The organism is Microbacterium sp. SCPM-O-B-15248 (M128) (genome assembly GCF_058214835.1).
Genome location: NZ_JBYQLI010000001.1, coordinates 430,796 through 447,384, shown reverse-complemented (window position 1 = coordinate 447,384; position 16,589 = coordinate 430,796). Strand labels below are relative to the sequence as shown.

Here is a 16,589-nt window from a genome sequence, read left to right as displayed (position 1 = left end):
GCCGACGTCGGCACGTCCGCGGCCGACGTATCCGCGCGTTCACCGAAGGGTCCTAGCGTGAGCGACATGTCCTCGCCCGACACCGCCTCCGCGGCATCCGCCCCTTCCACCGACGTTCGACGGCCCGTCCTCGCCTGGGCGCTGTGGGACTGGGGCTCGGCGGCGTTCAACGCGGTCGTGACGACGTTCGTGTTCAGCACGTACCTCTCGAGCACGCTGTTCGTCGACCCGGCCATCGTGGCTGCGGCCGGCGACAACGCGAACGGCCCCGCGCTGGTGAGGGCTCTCGCCTCGAACGCCAGCCTCATCGGCACCGCGCTGATGATCGCCGGAGTCCTCGTGGCGCTGCTGGCCCCGGTGATCGGCCAGCGCAGCGACGGCACAGGGCGCCGCAAGCTGTGGTTGGGCGTGAACACCGGCGTGATCGTGCTCGCGATGGCCGCGATGGTGTTCGTCGAGGGCACGCCGGCCTACCTGATACTCGGGGCGACGCTCCTGGCGGTCGGCAACGTCTTCTTCGAGTTCGCGAGCGTCAACTACTACGCGATGCTGTCGCAGGTCTCCACGCGCGAGAACATCGGCCGCGTCTCGGGCTTCGGCTGGGGCATGGGATACGTCGGCGGCATCGTGCTCCTCCTCCTGCTGCTCGTGCTGTTCATCCAGGGGTTCGGGAATCCGGATGCCGCGGGCCTTCTCGCCGTGTCGAAGGACGGCGGTCTGAACGTGCGGCTGGCCGTGCTGGCATCCGCGGTCTGGTTCGCGGTGTTCGCGATCCCCGTGCTCGTGCGGGTGCCCGAGATCCCGGCGCAGCACCGACAGGTGCGGGTCGGGTTCTTCCAGTCGTACGTCGTGCTGTGGGGGACGCTGCGCTCGCTCTGGCGCGACAGCCGCCCGGTGCTGATGTTCCTCATCGCCAGCGCGGTGTTCCGCGACGGGCTCACCGGGGTGTTCACGTTCGGCGCGATCATCGCCGCGCAGGTGTTCGGATTCTCCTCGACCGAGGTGCTGTACTTCGCCGTCGCCGCCAACGTCGTCGCCGGCATCAGCACGATGTTCGCCGGACGCCTCGACGACCGCTTCGGCCCGAAGCGCGTGATCGTGGTGTCGCTGATCGGACTGATCGTGCTCGGCTCCGCGGTGCTGTTCATCGGCACGTCGCAGCCCGCGTTCTGGGTCGCGGGGCTCGGCCTCGGGCTGTTCGTCGGCCCCGTGCAGTCGGCGAGCCGCACCTATCTCTCCCGCGCGACGCCCGAGGGCCGCGAGGGCGAGATCTTCGGCCTCTACGCCACGACCGGCCGCGCCGTGTCGTTCCTCGCGCCGGGCTCGTTCGCGCTGTTCGTCGGGATCACGGGCGACACGCGCCTCGGCATCCTGGGGATCGTGCTGATCCTCGCCGTGGGCCTGGCGCTGATGATCCGCGTGCCCAACCGCGGGGCCGTGATTCGCTGAGGCGGGGGGCCGGGGTGCGGGCGGCCCGCGCCGCCGTGCGAAACTCCTGAGTTTCTGCCATCGACCACGCGTGGACCGGCGGAATCCCGCCGGTGCCGGCCGCGGTGCCGACGATTTCTCAGGAGTTTCGCACGCGAACCGATCCCGAACCGGATGCCGCGGGCTCAGTCCTGCGGCCGACAGCCCGGGGCCAAAACAGGCCATGCACCCAGAACAGGCCGAAACCCCGCGAACCCCCCCTGTTCTCGCGGCATCCCCTGTTCTGAGCGCACCGAACCGGATGCCGCGGGCTCAGTCCCGCGGCCAGGCGTCGGCGAATTTCGCCAGGAGACGGGCGAAGTCGGCGCGCTCGGCGTCGGTGAAGGACTCGAGCGCGGAGCGCACGGCATCCCGTCGCCGCCCGCGGACGCTCGAGACGAGGCGCTCGCCCTCGGCGGTGAGGCGGACGCGGGTGCGGCGGGCGTCGTCGGGGTCGGGCTCGCGCTCGACGAGGCGCATCTGCACGCCCTGCTGAACCAGGCGTGAGGCGCGAGGCTGATCCACGCCGACGGCCTCGGCGATCTCGCTCACGGACAGCGGGCCGGATGCCGCGACGAGCGCGTCCAGCATGCGCAAGCGTGCGACTCCGGCGAACCGGCCCTGGCCGGGGTCGGCCCAGGGCGGTCCGCCGTGGAACGGATGCCGTCCGTGCCCGTGGTGCTCGTGCTCGTGGCCGCGCGGACCGCCGGGACCGAACGGCGGACGCGGGCGACGCCCCCGCAACTGGGCGAGCGCGGCGGCGATGTCGTCGGCAGGATCGGTGGTCACATCCGGATTTTACATGTCGCTTGACAAGCATTCGGAATACATGTCACAGTACATCCGTTGTCACATGACATGTATCGGCGGATCTCCCGCCACGAAAGGACCTCCCATGAACACCTCCACACCTCTGGATCCCCGCAGCCTCGCCCACCGCCTCACGACGGTCGGCTCCGCGCTGCACCACCGCCTGTTCGCGCAGCTGCGCGACGGCGACCTCCACCCGAAGACCGCGCTGATCCTGGGCGTGATCGACGGGCGCGTCGACTCCCCGTGGATCCGCGATCGGATCGCCCGCGGAGGCAAACGCGTCACCGCCCTCGCCGAGCGCGGGTGGATCGAGCGCACCGACGACGGCTGGGCGCTCACCGCGACCGGCCGCGAGATCCTCGATCGAATGGATGCCGATCGCGCGGCGCTCCTGTCCGACGTCCCGGCCGAAGAGCTGGAGCGACTCGTCGCCTCGCTCGATGCGGTCGCCGAGGCGATGGGCATCGACGACGCCCAGGAGCGTCGGTTCGGCCCACGCGGACGCGGCGGCTTCGGCCCCGGCTTCGGCCCGGCATTCGGCCCCGGCATGCGCGGCGGCTTCGGCCCCGGCTTCGGGTCGGGCATGCGCCGAGGCTTCGGGCCCGACGCCTTCGGCGAGCACGACGCGGAACACCGCGGACACGGCGAGCACGGCCACGGGCACGGCGAGCACGGCCACCACGGCCACGGCGAGCGCGGTCACCGTGCGGCGCAGCGCGCCTACGAACGCGGCTTCGACGCCGGGTTCAGTCGCGGCCGCGAGTCCTCGACATCCGAGTGATCACCGATAAACGCTCAACCGAGTGAGACACGCCGCGAGATGGCGTGTCTCGCTCGGGGCAGCGTTTATCGGCGGGGCCGCGCGACGGGCGCGGCAGCGCGGGGCCGCGCAGGCGCGGGTCAGCGGCCGGGGGCGCCGGCGTCGCTCGTGCCGACGTCGGTGCGGTGGAAGTTGAGCGCCGAGCGCGACGCGGTCGGACCGCGCTGGCCCTGGTAGCGGTTGCCGTAGGGGCCGGAGCCGTACGGGTTCTCGGCGGGCGAAGTCAGGCGGAAGTAGCAGACCTGACCGATCTTCATGCCCGGCCACAGCTTGATCGGGAGCGTCGCGACGTTCGAGAGCTCGAGCGTGACGTGGCCCGAGAATCCCGGGTCGATGAACCCGGCGGTCGAGTGGGTGAGGAGGCCCAGCCGGCCGAGCGAGGACTTCCCCTCGAGCCGCGCGGCGACATCGTCGGGGAGGGTGACGCGCTCGAACGTCGAGCCGAGCGCGAATTCGCCCGGGTGAAGGATGAACGGCTCATTCGGCTCGACCTCGATCAGGCGCGTGAGCTCGGGCTGGTCCTCGGCCGGATCGATGAACGGGTACTTGTGGTTGTCGAACAGCCGGAAGTAGCGATCGAGCCGCACATCGACGCTCGACGGCTGCACCATGGCCGGGTCGAAGGGGTCGAGACCCAGGCGTCCGGCGGCGAGTTCGGCTCGGATGTCGCGATCGGAGAGCAGCACGCGCCCAGCCTAGGGCGTGGGACTGCACCCGCACGGGCCCACGTCGTCCAGATCACGCGATCCGGACGAACGCACCCGCGACATCGAGGCATAGGGGGTGATGTCGGCCAGATCACGTGATCTGGCGGAAGAGGGGCTCCCCGCCGACCCGGATGCCGCGGGAGACGCTGTTATGCTGGCGGAAGTGCCGTCAGGCGCTCGGGGCTGTAGTTCAATGGCAGAACATCTGCTTCCCAAGCAGATAGCGCGGGTTCGATTCCCGTCAGCCCCTCCACGGCCCTCACGGGCGGCCACCGGCCGCGCGGGAGGGCTTTCGCGTTGCCGCTCGCGTCTGTCCTCGCGCCGTGCCGCACGCCCCCGACCACCACGGGCCGCTTGCACACAGCCACAGGCCCCCAGACACTCCACACGGCCGCACGCCCCCGGACACACGACAGGGCCGGATGCCATGGCATCCGGCCCTGTGAGAGTTCGCGTCAGTTCTTGGCGCGACGTCCGACGATGAGGCCGTAGATCAGCAGCACGATGATCGAACCGCCGATGGCGAGGAGCCACGTCTGGATCGAGAAGAAGTCCTGGAGCGGTGCGTTGAACAGCAGCCCGCCGAGGAATCCGCCGAGGAGGGCGCCGACGACGCCGAGCAGCAGCGTGATGAGCCAGCCGCCGCCCTGCTTCCCGGGGAGGATCAGCTTGGCGATGGCTCCCGCGAGGAGTCCGAGGAGCAGGAATCCGAAGAAGCCCATGATGTTCCTTTCGAAGTGAATCAACGTCCGGAAACCCGGACGCTCTTTCCAGCATGGGGCGTGACGTGCACGAAACAGGGGGCCTTGCAATCCGGCGGAAATTCAGGCTGTGTTCTCAGCAACGCTGCGATCCGGGCCGCGACGCGCGACGCGACTGTGCGCCCATACGCCCGTCGGGACGATGACGAGGGGCATCAGGACCAGCGCGCGACCGACCCCGGCGAAGCGTCGCGGACCTGGCGCAGCTCGATGACCGCGGGCTCGGCGACCGAGTCGGCGTGGGCGTGGGAGACGGCGGTCATCGCGGCGACGAGGTTCGGGAAACGCCCCAGGGGACGGGAGCGGCGGCTGTAGGCGAAGTAGGTTCCGTCGGCTTCCCGGTCGACGTAGCCGAGGAAGACGCCGTGCGCGGTCGCGACATGGAAACCCTCTTCGACGCGCGCCCAGACGACCCCCGAACCGGGGCGACCGTCAGCGACCATGCGCGTACGTCCTTCCACTCCCGCGGCGGGAGTCGTGTGAGAGCGTCCGCGTGGATTCGCCTGGCCGACCGTCGAAGAGAATCCCCGGCCTCACGACAGGGCCGTCCGGATGGCTCCGGCGTCGTCGGTCCCGGATGCCTCGACGATGCGCCCGCGAGCGAGTCGGTACATGGCGAACGAGGCGATACTGACCCGCCGTCGCGTCGGAGCGAGACCGTCGAAGACTCCCGTGTGCGCGCCGCTTCCGCGCAGATGGACGGCCGCCCGGTCGTCTTCGACGAGCAGTTGGATGCGCCGCCACTGCCAGTCGGGGAATCCGCGCAACAGATCCGCGTACTCGGACACCCAGGCATCCGCACCGGCGGGAAGGTGCGCGCGCCGCACATCCGGCGAGAGGAGGTCCCGCAACGCGACGAGATCGTGGCGGTTGAGCACATCGAGGAACTCCTGGAACCAGTCGCGCGTCTCCCAGGGTTCCACGTGTTTATTATCGGGTGCGCGGCGGGGCGCGGCCGCCACGGCGTCGCCCGGCCCCCGATCCCCCCCTCCCCCCGAGGGACCTCCACCGAACCGGCGACAGGGTGCACCCGCACCCTGCGCGGCCGCGGTCCGCCCGCGGCCCGTCGCCGACCCGCCGGTGGATCGGTCCGGCCTGCCCCCGTCCCTGCCCGTCAGACCTTCGCCGGCTCCTCGTCCGCCGTGGCGGAGGAAGCGTCCTCGCGCAGTTCTTCGGCGAGCCGGCGAGCGCCGCGCACGGCGATCGCCACGCTCATCAACGTCGGATTCATCGTGTTGGCCGTGGGGATGAGCCCATTGCCTCCGACGAGCAGGTTTTCGAAGCCCCACACGTGGGAGTGCGGGTCCGCGACCGATGTGGCCGGGTCGGTACCGGCGCGCATCGTGCCCATGTAGTGCAGGCTCGATCCGTTCGGCAGCAGCCGCGGCTCGGCGATGAACTCGCCCAGGGCGTTCCCGGCGCGACGCAGGCGTTCGGTCGCCTCCGCGATCTCCGCATCCTCCCGGTCGGTCAGCGCGTACTCGATCGTGAAGTTCGGCAGTCCGCGGTAGTCCCGCTCGTCGTCGCTGAAGGTGACACCGTCCTCGACGCGCGGGAACTTGCGCACGCCGAAGCCCATGTTCACGTACCCCCACCGGTTGCCCGAGGCCGGGTGTGCGGGATCGAGGGCGAACGGGGGATCCTCGGCGTACATGATCTGCGCCGAGTACGGGTGGTCGGGCTCCGAGAACGGGATGCGATTCACCGCCGCCACGGGGTCGGCCGGGTTCGTCGCCCGGCGCGCGAGCTCCTGCTGCAGCTCGTCGTCCGACACGAGGGCGCTCATGCGCTCGGCATCCAGGGCGACGGTGCTGATGACCACGTGGTGCTCGGTCAGGTAGCGGCCGAGCGGTGCGGGGCGAATGCCGGACGCCCACAGCAATTGGGGCGACCGGAACGCGTCGGCGGCGACGACCACGGCATCCGCGGCCACGACCGACTGCTGCCCCGTCCGCAGATCCTCGACGACGACCCCCGTCGCCCGGCGACCGTCGTGCTCGACGCGGCGCACGAGCGTGAGGTCGCGCAGCTCGAAGCGCGACGCGACCTCGCTGTCGGAGTCGAGGAGCGGCCCCAGCACGGTGTCCGCACCCGCCCAACGCATCGAGCCGTCGGGCTGCGGGTCACCCGCGACGGGAAGGGTGCTCACGCCGTACCCGTCGGGCAGCTCGGCCCCGAACTCCCGGTCGAGCAACGTCCGGATCGCCGCGCCGACCGGGGAGTCCGCGAACGCCGCGCTCTGCGCGTGCAGCAGCCCCTCGGCGGTGGTGATGAGGTCCTCCCACTCCTCGCCCGCGATGAAGTCGAGCTTCTCGCTGAACGCCGGGCGCGGGATCGCGCAGGTCCAGTGCGCTCCCTGACCGCCGACGTTCGTCGCCGCGGCCGCCGCCGGGAAGGTCGGGGCGTGCGCCGATCCCTCGCCGCCGAAGTCGAGCAGGTGCGTCCCCTGCCGCGCGGTGAACATGCCCTCGACGACGGTTCCGGCGGGGATGCCGAGCGAGGCGCGGAACTCCCCGGCCTGCGGCCCCTGCGAACGCTCGCGGGCACGGGCTTTCTCGTCGGCATCGACGATGTTGCGCACGCTCGCGCCGGCGGGATCGGTGACCTGCGGTCCCGCCTCGAACATCACGACGCGCGCCGCGGGGACGCTCTCGAGGATCACGCGGGCGTAGGCGGCGCCGATCGGGCCACTGCCCACGACGACGACGGTGGGGGTGTCAGACATGTTCTCTCCTTCGAGGTCGGACGGATTCAGGGGTCGAGACGGGGGCGGATGCGGGCATCTCGTCCGAGAGCCGCCCCGCGGGCAGGAGAAGGGCGATCACGAAGCCACACGCGTACACCGCCGCCAGGCCGAGGAACACCGGCGCGAACACGTCGTGGTAGGCGACCGCGATCTCGCCCTGCACCGCGGGAGTCGCCGCGCGGGCGGCCGCGGGCGTCAGGGTGGCGGCATCCAGCCCGGCAGGGAGCGCGGCAGCCACGCCGAACCCGACGATCCCGCCGATGACCGCGGTGCCCACCGCGGAGCCGATCTGGCGCACGAGGTTCGTCGTCGCCGTCACCGCGCCGAGGTCCTCTCGGGAGGCTGCGCTCTGGACGACGGCGAAGATGATGTTCATGAAGGAGCCGGTGCCGACACCCACGACGGCCATGACCGCCATCGGGACCCACAGCGGCATCCCGGCCGGAAGCGCCGCCATCGTCGCCAGACCCGCCGCCGCCATCCCCGTGCCGAGCACGGGGTACAGGCGGTAGCGCCCCGAGCGGCTCACGAGCCACCCCGTGAGCAGGTTGCTCACGAGCATGCCGAGCACCGTCGCGATCGGCACGAGCCCCGAGACCGTCGCGCTCGTGCGGTACGCCATCTGCACGTAGGTGGGCACGTACGCAACGATCGCGAACAGCCCCGTGCCGATGATCAGCGACAGGCCGAGGCACGCGAGGACCGTGGGGTTGCGGAACAGCCTCGGCGGCAGGATCGGCGCCGCCGCGCGCCGCTCGATCACGACGAGGGCCAGGATGCCGATGACCGCCACCGCCGCGCACGCGAGCGCGGCCGGCCGCAGGACCTCGTCGCCGACCCAGGTCACGGCCAGCACCAGGGCGACCAGAGCACCCGTGAACACGAGCGAGCCGGGAACGTCGAACCGCGGGTGCGCGCCGCCGGGCAGGCGAGGAAGAGCCACGAGCGCCAGGGCGAGGGCCGCGAGACCGAGGGGGACGTTGATCCAGAAGACCCACGACCAGCCCCAGAAGTCGGTGATGAGCCCGCCCACGACGGGTCCGACGACGATCGCCACGGGGAACGCGGTTCCGATGATCGCCATGTATCGGGGACGCTGACGGGGGCTCGTGACGCGGGCGATGATCGTCTGCGACATGAGCTGGAGGCCCGCGGAGCCGAGGCCCTGGATCACGCGGGCGGCGATGAGCCAGCCGAGGTCGGGGGCGAAGCCGCACGCCAGCGAGGCGACGAGGAAGAGACCGAGCGACACGACGAAGACGCGGCGGGGGCCGACGACGTCGCCGAGCTTTCCGAGCACGGGCAGCATCACGGTGGCGGCGAGGGTGTAGCCGACCATGATCCAGCTCATGTGCTCGAGCGCGCCGAGATCACCGGCGATCGTGGCGAGCGACGTCGACACCACCGTGTGGTCGAGGGCGCCGAGGAACGACACTGCGAGAAGAGCGACGACCAGGATGCGGACGCGCGCAGGGGAGAGAGTCATACGCGGGGCGCCCGTACGACCGGGCGATCGACGCGACCGTATGTGCCGCTCCGGCTCCCTCACCGGGCGAACGGACCCGCGGGCCCCGACGTCTCGCCCAGCATACGCCGACTTTTGTCTTATTTCAACATTAGTGCGCGGTGTGCGCTTCGGCCCGGAACCGTGCCCGCGACCGTTCCCGCGCCCGAGACACCGCCGGTGCGGCGACCCGCTCCCCCACGACGTTGACGATCTCGCCGACGCCCTCGATGACCATGCGCACCTCGTCGCCGGGCTCCAGCGGACGCGGGTCGAGGCCGCCGCGGCGGCCCCACAGTTCCCCGAGGCACCCGCCGTTGCCGACGGTCCCCGAGCCGAGCACGTCGCCCGGCACCACCACGGAGTTCCGCGCGGCGTACGCCACCAGCTCGGGGAACGGCCAGCCCATGTTGGACACGAGGTCGTGCCCGATGAGCTCGCCGTTGACGAACAGCTCCGCGCGCACCGCGAGGAACCCGTCGGCATCCACGAACGGCTCGAGCTCGTCGGCCGTGACGATCCACGGACCGAGGGTCATCGCGAAGTCCTTGCCCTTCGCCGGCCCCAGCCGCACCTTCATCTCGCGCGACTGCAGGTCACGTGCCGACCAGTCGTTCATCACGGTGTACCCGAAGATGTGGGCCGCGGCCGAAGCGGCATCCAGGTTCTCGCCCTCGGAACCGGGCACGCCGCCGATCACCGCCGCGAGTTCGAGCTCGACGTCGAGCCGCTGCGTCTCGGGGATCGCGACCACATCGCCCGTCGCGCGCACAGTGTGCGGGTTGGTGAAGTAGAACGTCGGGGCCTCGTACCACTCGGGCACGACCTCGCTCTTGCCGTCGACCGACGCGCTCACGCCCTCGACGTGCTCTTCGAACGCGACGAAGTCACGGATCGAGGCCGGTACGAGCGGGGCGAGCAGCCGCACCTCGGCCAACGACCGCGCCGTCGCCGTGCCGCGCCGCGCGAACAGCGCCCGCGCCGAAGACAGCCCCTGTGCGAGCACCTCCGCCACCCGCAGCCCGTCGGGGAACGGGATCACCGAATCCCCGTCGACGAACCCCTCGCCGATGTCGGCACCGTCGACCCACCGGGCGATCCTCACGCGCGCACCCGCGTGCGCAGCAACGCCTCGGCGTTGGCCCCGAGAATCGCCGCGACGTCGGCCTCGGGCAGCCCCGATCCGCGCACGAACGCGGCCGGGTCGTCGAGCCCCATGTCGAACGGGAAGTCACTGCCCAACAGCACCCGATCGGCCCCGACGGCCTCGACGAGCCAGCGCAGCGCCCGCTCGTCGTGGACCACGGTGTCGAACCACAGCTTCGACAGGTACGTCGAGGGGGCCTCGGCGCACGCGTGCGCTTCGGGCCGCACCCGCCACGCGCGGTCGGAACGCCCGATCGCCGTGGGCAGGTACCCGCCGCCGTGCGCCGCGACCAGGCGCAGCTCCGGATGCCGATCGAGCACGCCCGCGAAGATGAGGTGCGACAGCGCCACGGCGTTCTCGACGGGCTGCCCGACCGTGTTGGAGAGGTAGAACCGGTCCAGTCGCTCGTCGAGCGAGCAGCCGAACGGGTGCAGGAACACCACGGCGCGGAGCTCGGCGGCGCGGGCCCAGAACGGCTCCAGGCGCTCGTCGCTGAGCTCGACATCGCCGGCGAACGACGAGATCTCGACTCCGGCGAGCCCGCGACCGAGCACCGCGTCGTCGAGCGCGTCGACGGCGAGGTGTGGATGCTGCAGCGGCACCACCCCGAGACCCACCAGCCGATCCGGAGCCTGAGCGACGTGCGCGGCGATGAGACGGTTCGCCTCGCTCGACGCCCACGTGGCGAGCCCCTCGCCGGCCCACGGGTAGAAGTGGTTCGGCGACGGACTGACCCACTGCCGGTCCACCCCTTGCGCATCCATGGCGGCGAGGCGCGCGGTGATGTCGGTCAACCGCGGGAAACGTTCGCCGATCATGCGGCCCGAGGCCTGGAGGCTGGCGAGACCGTTCCGACGCAACTCGAGATCGGCCGCGGCCTGCACCTCGTCGGGCACGCGCCGCTCGACCTCGGCGTGCAGCCCCGGCATCAGCAGGTGGGCGTGGACGTCGACGACCTCGCTCACGCGCGGGCCGCCGTGAGCTGTGCGACGCGGAACATCAGTCCGCCCATGTCGGCGTCGCGGACGCCGTCGAGCTGCCACTGCCCGAGCTGGACCGAGGCGTCGACGATGGCGCTCGCCCGGGCGACGCGGCGGTCGTGGAACTCGTCCCAGAGCGCCGAGTCCACGGCATCCCGGTTCACGAGCAGCTCGGTGAGGACGGCGGCATCCTCGAGCCCCTGGGCCGCGCCCTGGGCGATCGTGGGCGGGCAGCTGTGCGCCGCATCGCCGATGACGACGGCGCGGCCGCGGTTCCACGGCACGTCCACGAGGTGCCGCGTGAACCACGTGTAGTTCGCGTCGGCGCCGGCCTCGATGTCGGCGCGGATGGAGTTCCACGGTCCGTCGTACGCGCGCGACTGCTCGACCATGATGCGGCGGGCGTCTTCGGCCGAGACACCCGAGCGATCCTCGGACTTCTCGACCAGGAACGCGTACATCGTGTCGTCGCCCGTGGGGGTGTAGCCGGCGATGTACATCGGGCCGCCGTAGTACAGCTCGCTGCGGTCGACATCGGCGGGGAGCGAGACGAACGTGCGCCAGATGCCCATCCCGGTCTGTTCGGGCACCACCCGGATGCCGATGAGCTCGCGCACCGTGGAGTGCAGACCGTCCGCGCCGATGAGGAGGTCGAACACACCCGCCGACTCCCCGTCCACGGTCAGCTCGACGCCCGCGTCGCTCTGCTCGACACCGGTCACCCGACGCCCGAAGTGCACGCGTGCGCCGTTCTTCTCGGCGGCGGCGAGGAGGATCCGCGCCAGGTCGGGGCGCGACATGCCCATGGTCGAGGGGTAGTCGGGTCCGCCCGTCTTCAGGTCGGGGAGGGCGGCGACCACGGGCGCACCGGGCCCGGGCGCGCGCAGGTTGAGACCCTCGAACGCCTTCCCGGCGGCCGCGACCTCGTCCCACACGCCGAGCTCGTCGAAGACGCGCAGCGCGTTGCCCTGCAGGGTGATGCCCGAACCGCGAGTGGGCAGCGACGGTTGGGCGTCGAAGACGTCGACGTCGACTCCGGCCCGGGCGAGGAAGATGGCGGATGCCAGGCCGGCGACGCCGGCGCCGGCGATGGCGACTCGTTGGACGGCGGTCATGTCAGAACCTCTCTGTTCTTTCGACGGGGATCAGGCTTACAGCAGGGCGACGGGATTCACGGGTGATCCCACGGCGCCGGTGATCGGGAGGGGCGGCGCCGAGACGAGGAACTCCCAGCGTCCCGCAGACGCGCACGCTTCGGCCAGCGCGTCGAGGTTCCACATCTCGCCGATCGTGAGTCCGATGTTCGGGATGACGACCTGGTGCAGCGGCTGGAAGGCGGGAACGTCGAACTCGTTCGGCCGCACCTCGAAGCCCCACGTGTCGGTCGCGATCGCGGCGATCTCGGTGCGGTGCAGCCACCCCGCCGTGGTCAGCGACAGTCCCGGCGCGGGGCCGCCGGCGTAGTCGCCCCACCCCTCGCGCTGCACGCGCGTGAACTGTCCGGTGCGCACGAGCACGATGTCGCCGCGCCCGACCGCGACGCCCTGTGCCGCGGCGCACGCGTCGAGGTCGGCGGCGGTGATGGCGTAGCCGTCGGCGAGCTCGGTCGTGTCGGGGGCGAGGTGCCGACCGAGGTCGAGCAGCACTCCGCGCGAGACGATGACGTCGGCGGCGTGCTCGATCCCGGTGACGAGGTCGCCGTCGCTCGTGACGACGTCACCCGCCCGGCGCCCGTTCCAGGCGAAGCCGTGGTCGAAGATGTGGCCGAGACCGTCCCACTGCGTCGAGCACTGCAGGGGCATCGCGATGACGTCGTCGGCGCCACCGATGCCGTGCGGGAAGCCCTGGTTGCCGCGCTCGGCATCCGTCCCCGTGTCGGTCATCGTGTGCACGGGGTTGGTGCGTCGGCGCCAGCCCTTCTGCGGACCGTCGGTGTCGAAGCGCTGCGAGAGCGAGATCGAGACCCCCTCGCGCACGAGCGCGGCAGCCGCGCGACGCTTCTCGGCGTCGATGAAGTTGAGCGTGCCCAGGACATCGTCCTGCCCCCACCGCCCCCAATTCCGGTAGGCCTCGGCGCGCGCCGCGATCTCGGCCTCGGGGTTCTGGCGGTCGAGGTGGCGGGGGTCTTCCGAGAGCGCGCTCACTCCGCCGCCTCCGCGACGCAGCGCACCGTCTGCGTTCCGAGCGCCCCGATCGTCCCGGTCATGACGTCGCCGTCGCGCAGGAACCTCTTCCAGTGCTGGCCGTTGCCGGCCGGGCTGCCGGTCAGCAGCAGGTCGCCGGGGAGCAACGGGTGGGTCTGGGATGCCGCCGACACCAGCCCGGGCACGTCGAAGAGCAGATCGGAGGTGGTGGCATCCTGCATCACCTGACCGTTGAGCTCGAGTCGCACGGGGGTGTCCGCGGGGTCGACGAACCGCGCCGGCACGAGGAGCGGTCCCGTCGGCAGGAACCCGGGAGCGTTCTTGGCGCGGTACCAGTCGGTGCCGATCTCCTTCATGTCCGTGCGGAACACGAGATCGCGCGTGGTGATGTCGTTGACGATCGTGTACCCGGCGACGTGGTCGAGCGCGTCCTCCCGCGAGACGCGGAACGCCTCACGACCGATCACGACGGCGAGCTCGAGCTCCCAGTCGTGCACCTCGCTGTACGCCGGCAGGATGAGCGGGACGTCGTCGCCGACGACGCACGCGGGAAGACCGACGAAGAAGTACGGCTCGCCGCTGCGGGCGCGCTCGTCCATCATGTCGGCGGCGAACGCGCGCGCCTCCTCGGGCGTGCGGTCGGTGTTCTGCGTCAGCCCCGCGGCCACGAGCTCGATGACGTGCTGCCGGTAGTTGGCTTCCGTCTGCAGCACCTGCCGCGGCTCGACGGGCGCCGTGAGAGTGACCTCCGAGAGCGGATGCCACTCCCCCGGCGCCTCGATCAGGGCTTCCAGCCGATCCCAGTCGGGGTCGGCGAGGAAGACGTTCAGCCCGCCCCCGAGCTCGCCGTCGGAGAGCGCGCGGATGCGGTCGCCGGCCACGAGACCGATGCGCACGGCATCCCCGTCCCGGAATCTCGCCAGGGCGAAGGGGGCGGTCGTCATCGTCAGCCCCGACCCTGGACGGCGTACGGGTTGAGCAGCGCGTCCTTGATCTCGTCGGGCACGCCCTCTTCGGTGGCGCTGGGGCCGTCGGCCGGCGGGAACGACTCGGTCATCGACATCGGCATGGCGCCGTTGCGGTACATGTTGTTCGACCCGAGCGACGGCTTCCAGGTGTTCGCCTCCCAGTCGGGGACGTAGTTGCGGTAGCCGCCGGTGTTCAGCTCGATGCGCAGCGTCGACGGTTCGCGGTAGTAGAGGAAGGTCTGCTCGCCGATGCCGTGGATGTTCGGGCCGTACTCGATCGGGATGCCGTTCTCCATCAGGGTGTCGGCGGCGATGAGGAGCTCTTCGCGGGTGTCGACCCAGAACGCGTAGTGGTTGATGCGACCGGCGCGCGTGGAGCCGTCGAGCACGACGCCGAGGTCGTGCGACTTCTCGTTGGTCGTGAGCACCGAGAACACCGAGATCGGCGCCTCGTCGAGCACGGTGCGGGCCATGAAGCGGAAGCCGAGCGTGTCGACGTACCACTGCACGAACGCGTCGACGTCGCTCGTGGCGACGGTGACGTGATCGAGCTGACGCGGCGCCCCGGCGACGGAGCTGCGCTTCTCGGGGCGGTCGGGGAAGATCGACGCGGTGTGCGGCTCGGCGCCGTGGCGCTCGACGTCCCAGTGCAGCGTCATGTTGTGACCGAACGGCCCGGTGAAACGATAGGCGCGTCCGATGCCGCGGCCCTCGAACCACTCGCCCTGGATGCCGGTGGCCTCGACGCGCTTCGCGGCCTCTTCGAGGGCTTCGGCCGACGAGGTGCGCCAGGCCATGGTCTCGAGGGCCGGCTCGTCGCCGCGGACCACGACGACGGAGTAGGCGTAGTAGTCGCCCCAGCAGCGCAGGTAGACACGGTCGTCCTCGCGCGCGACCTCGGTCAGGCCCACCTGTGTGACATAGAAGTCCACCGAGGCATCGACGTCGGGCGTCGTGATCGCGACGTAAGACAGGTGCGAGAGAAGCTTGATCATCTTCGATCCTTTCGGGGAATCGGGCCGTTCCGACTCTTCTTCCACTATCCGACCGAAGTCGGTATCAGGGAAGCCGATCCCGTGGATGCCGAGTATCGATTCAATTGATGACGACCCGCCCGCACTTCAGTATGAATCATGCGGAAGTGCGAGGTTAGTGAACAATAGCGGCCTCGAAACTCGGGGTCGAGGCACGGGCTTATGTGAAGATCGAGCATGGCCAACGACTCCACCCTTCGATTCGGGGCTCAGACCGACGAGGTGACCAGCCTGCTCCGGATCGTCAACATGGTCCGCCTCGGCGAGGCGGTCACCCGGCCCGAGATCGGCCGCGTGACCGGCCTCGGGCGCGGCGTCGTGACTCAGCGGGTCGATCGCGCCATCGAGATGGGCTTTCTCGAAGACGCCGAGTACGCCCCGTCCTCCGGGGGGCGAGCACCCCGCACTCTGCGTTTCCGCGCCGAGCGCGGTCGGATCGTGGTGTGCGCGCTCGGCGGCCTCCACATTCACGTCGGCGTCACCGACCTCGACGGCGAGATCCTCGCCGAGGCTCACCGGGAGTGGGACATCGCCCGGGGCCCCGAGTCGACGCTCGCGACCGCGACCGCGATGGTCGACGACCTGCTCGCCACCGGCGGGGACCCGTCGGTCTGGGCGATCGTGGTGGGCCTGCCCGGCCCCGTCGACTTCGAAACCGGACGGCCGGTGGCGCCGCCCATCATGCCCGGGTGGAACAACTACGACGTGCGTTCGCACTTCGAGCAGCGGTACGACGCGCCCGTGTGGGTCGACAACGACGTCAACCTGCTCGCGGCGGGAGAGCGTGCGCGGCGCCGCGACGACCACCCCGACCTCATCTATTGCAAGGTGGGCACGGGCATCGGCGCCGGACTGGTCTCGCACGGTCGCCTGCACCGCGGGGCCAACGGCGCCGCCGGCGACGTGGGCCACGTCCGCGTCCCGGGCGCGCAGCAACAGTGCCGGTGCGGAAAGACCGGATGCCTCGAGGCCGTGGCCGGCGGGTGGGCGCTCGTGCGCGATGCCCACGACGCCGTGGCCTCCGGCGACACCGGGGCGATCGCCGACATGCTCGCCACGGGCGACACACTCACTCCCGAACACATCTCCATCGCCGCCGACCGCGGCGACGCGCTCGCGATCTCGCTCGTGCGGTCCTCGGCGCGGCAGGTGGGCGAGGCGATAGCGACGTTGGTGAACATGTTCAACCCCGGCGTCATCGTCGTCGGAGGCGCGGTCGCGGCGGCCGGCGAGCTGTTCCTGGCCGAGGTGCGGCACCGTGTCTACGAACTGTCGCTGCCCCTGGCCACGCGCGACCTGTCGATCGTGATGAGCGTCAACGATGCCCGGGAGCCGGTGCGCGGAGGAGTGGACCTGGCCCGCGAGCAGCTGTTCGAGGTCGTCTTCCCCCGCTGGTTCGCGGTTGGGCGGCCGACCCTGGCGGCGATCCGCGGCACGACGGCATCGTCCTGATCCGAGTTCCTCCTCTTCTCGACATCCGCCACCCGGCACCCGGCAC

16 protein-coding genes and 1 tRNA gene are annotated in these 16,589 nt (G+C 71.0%); 4 read left to right on the top strand and 13 right to left on the bottom strand.

The features are described 5' to 3' along the window. Positions 1 to 66 precede the first annotated feature (66 nt). A complete protein-coding gene (locus AC3E6M_RS02125) occupies positions 67 to 1,449 on the top strand; it encodes an MFS transporter (RefSeq protein ID WP_490528964.1) in 1,383 nt (460 codons plus the stop codon). Between the two features lie 291 nt (positions 1,450 to 1,740). Here AC3E6M_RS02125 and AC3E6M_RS02120 read toward each other — a convergent pair whose 3' ends face one another. Continuing rightward, positions 1,741 to 2,256, bottom strand: coding sequence for a MarR family winged helix-turn-helix transcriptional regulator (locus AC3E6M_RS02120; protein WP_138173916.1), 516 nt, complete (start codon positions 2,254 to 2,256; stop codon positions 1,741 to 1,743). A 106-nt stretch (positions 2,257 to 2,362) separates the two neighbouring features. Between AC3E6M_RS02120 and AC3E6M_RS02115 the strand changes: the two genes are divergently transcribed. After that, entirely contained in the window at positions 2,363 to 3,061 is a 699-nt protein-coding gene (locus AC3E6M_RS02115) for a hypothetical protein (RefSeq protein WP_490528926.1), read from the top strand. Between the two features lie 119 nt (positions 3,062 to 3,180). Here the strand turns inward: AC3E6M_RS02115 and dcd are convergent, their stop codons facing one another. Beyond that, positions 3,181 to 3,786, bottom strand: coding sequence for a dCTP deaminase (dcd, locus tag AC3E6M_RS02110; RefSeq protein ID WP_138173912.1), 606 nt, complete (start codon positions 3,784 to 3,786; stop codon positions 3,181 to 3,183). Positions 3,787 to 3,986: 200 nt separating this feature from the next. Here dcd and AC3E6M_RS02105 point away from each other — a divergent pair. After that, positions 3,987 to 4,060 (top strand) — tRNA-Gly (locus AC3E6M_RS02105). A gap of 202 nt (positions 4,061 to 4,262) precedes the next feature. On the opposite strand, the gene AC3E6M_RS02100 is transcribed toward AC3E6M_RS02105, so the two are convergent. The 11 genes from AC3E6M_RS02100 to AC3E6M_RS02050 all read right to left on the bottom strand — a co-directional run bounded on the left by AC3E6M_RS02100 (position 4,263) and on the right by AC3E6M_RS02050 (position 15,052). Further along, positions 4,263 to 4,529 (bottom strand): GlsB/YeaQ/YmgE family stress response membrane protein, encoded by a 267-nt coding sequence (locus AC3E6M_RS02100; RefSeq protein ID WP_138173909.1) that lies wholly within the window; start codon positions 4,527 to 4,529, stop codon positions 4,263 to 4,265. A gap of 194 nt (positions 4,530 to 4,723) precedes the next feature. Beyond that, the gene (locus AC3E6M_RS02095; RefSeq protein ID WP_490528925.1) at positions 4,724 to 5,011 is read right to left on the bottom strand and encodes a hypothetical protein; all 288 of its coding nucleotides are present in this window, start codon (positions 5,009 to 5,011) and stop codon (positions 4,724 to 4,726) included. Positions 5,012 to 5,101: 90 nt separating this feature from the next. Next, entirely contained in the window at positions 5,102 to 5,491 is a 390-nt protein-coding gene (locus AC3E6M_RS02090; protein ID WP_138173905.1) for an ester cyclase, read from the bottom strand. A gap of 191 nt (positions 5,492 to 5,682) precedes the next feature. After that, positions 5,683 to 7,293, bottom strand: a complete 1,611-nt coding sequence (locus AC3E6M_RS02085; RefSeq protein WP_490528924.1) for a GMC oxidoreductase — start codon at positions 7,291 to 7,293, stop codon at positions 5,683 to 5,685. Further along, positions 7,286 to 8,800: an MFS transporter gene (locus AC3E6M_RS02080; RefSeq protein ID WP_490528923.1), complete on the bottom strand. Its 1,515-nt coding sequence runs from the start codon at positions 8,798 to 8,800 to the stop codon at positions 7,286 to 7,288. The genes AC3E6M_RS02085 and AC3E6M_RS02080 overlap by 8 nt, the downstream gene beginning before the upstream one ends. A gap of 130 nt (positions 8,801 to 8,930) precedes the next feature. Continuing rightward, positions 8,931 to 9,923 carry a fumarylacetoacetate hydrolase family protein gene (locus AC3E6M_RS02075; protein WP_490528922.1) on the bottom strand — a complete coding sequence of 331 codons (993 nt, stop codon included), beginning with the start codon at positions 9,921 to 9,923 and terminating at the stop codon, positions 8,931 to 8,933. Beyond that, complete coding sequence (locus AC3E6M_RS02070; RefSeq protein ID WP_490528921.1) at positions 9,920 to 10,930, bottom strand: amidohydrolase family protein; 1,011 nt, start codon at positions 10,928 to 10,930, stop codon at positions 9,920 to 9,922. Before AC3E6M_RS02070 ends, AC3E6M_RS02075 begins: the two co-directional genes overlap by 4 nt. Beyond that, positions 10,927 to 12,060, bottom strand: coding sequence for an FAD-dependent monooxygenase (locus AC3E6M_RS02065; RefSeq protein ID WP_490528920.1), 1,134 nt, complete (start codon positions 12,058 to 12,060; stop codon positions 10,927 to 10,929). The genes AC3E6M_RS02070 and AC3E6M_RS02065 overlap by 4 nt, the downstream gene beginning before the upstream one ends. A 36-nt stretch (positions 12,061 to 12,096) precedes the next feature. Then, positions 12,097 to 13,089, bottom strand: a complete 993-nt coding sequence (locus tag AC3E6M_RS02060; protein WP_490528919.1) for a cyclase family protein — start codon at positions 13,087 to 13,089, stop codon at positions 12,097 to 12,099. Beyond that, a complete protein-coding gene (locus tag AC3E6M_RS02055; protein ID WP_490528918.1) occupies positions 13,086 to 14,033 on the bottom strand; it encodes a fumarylacetoacetate hydrolase family protein in 948 nt (315 codons plus the stop codon). The genes AC3E6M_RS02060 and AC3E6M_RS02055 overlap by 4 nt, the downstream gene beginning before the upstream one ends. A 2-nt stretch (positions 14,034 to 14,035) precedes the next feature. After that, on the bottom strand, positions 14,036 to 15,052 hold the full coding sequence (locus AC3E6M_RS02050) for a VOC family protein (protein WP_138175394.1): 1,017 nt from the start codon (positions 15,050 to 15,052) through the stop codon (positions 14,036 to 14,038). Between the two features lie 216 nt (positions 15,053 to 15,268). On the opposite strand from AC3E6M_RS02050, the gene AC3E6M_RS02045 reads away from it, so the two are divergent. Further along, the gene (locus AC3E6M_RS02045) at positions 15,269 to 16,543 is read left to right on the top strand and encodes an ROK family protein (protein WP_138175392.1); all 1,275 of its coding nucleotides are present in this window, start codon (positions 15,269 to 15,271) and stop codon (positions 16,541 to 16,543) included. Positions 16,544 to 16,589: the final 46 nt, after the last annotated feature.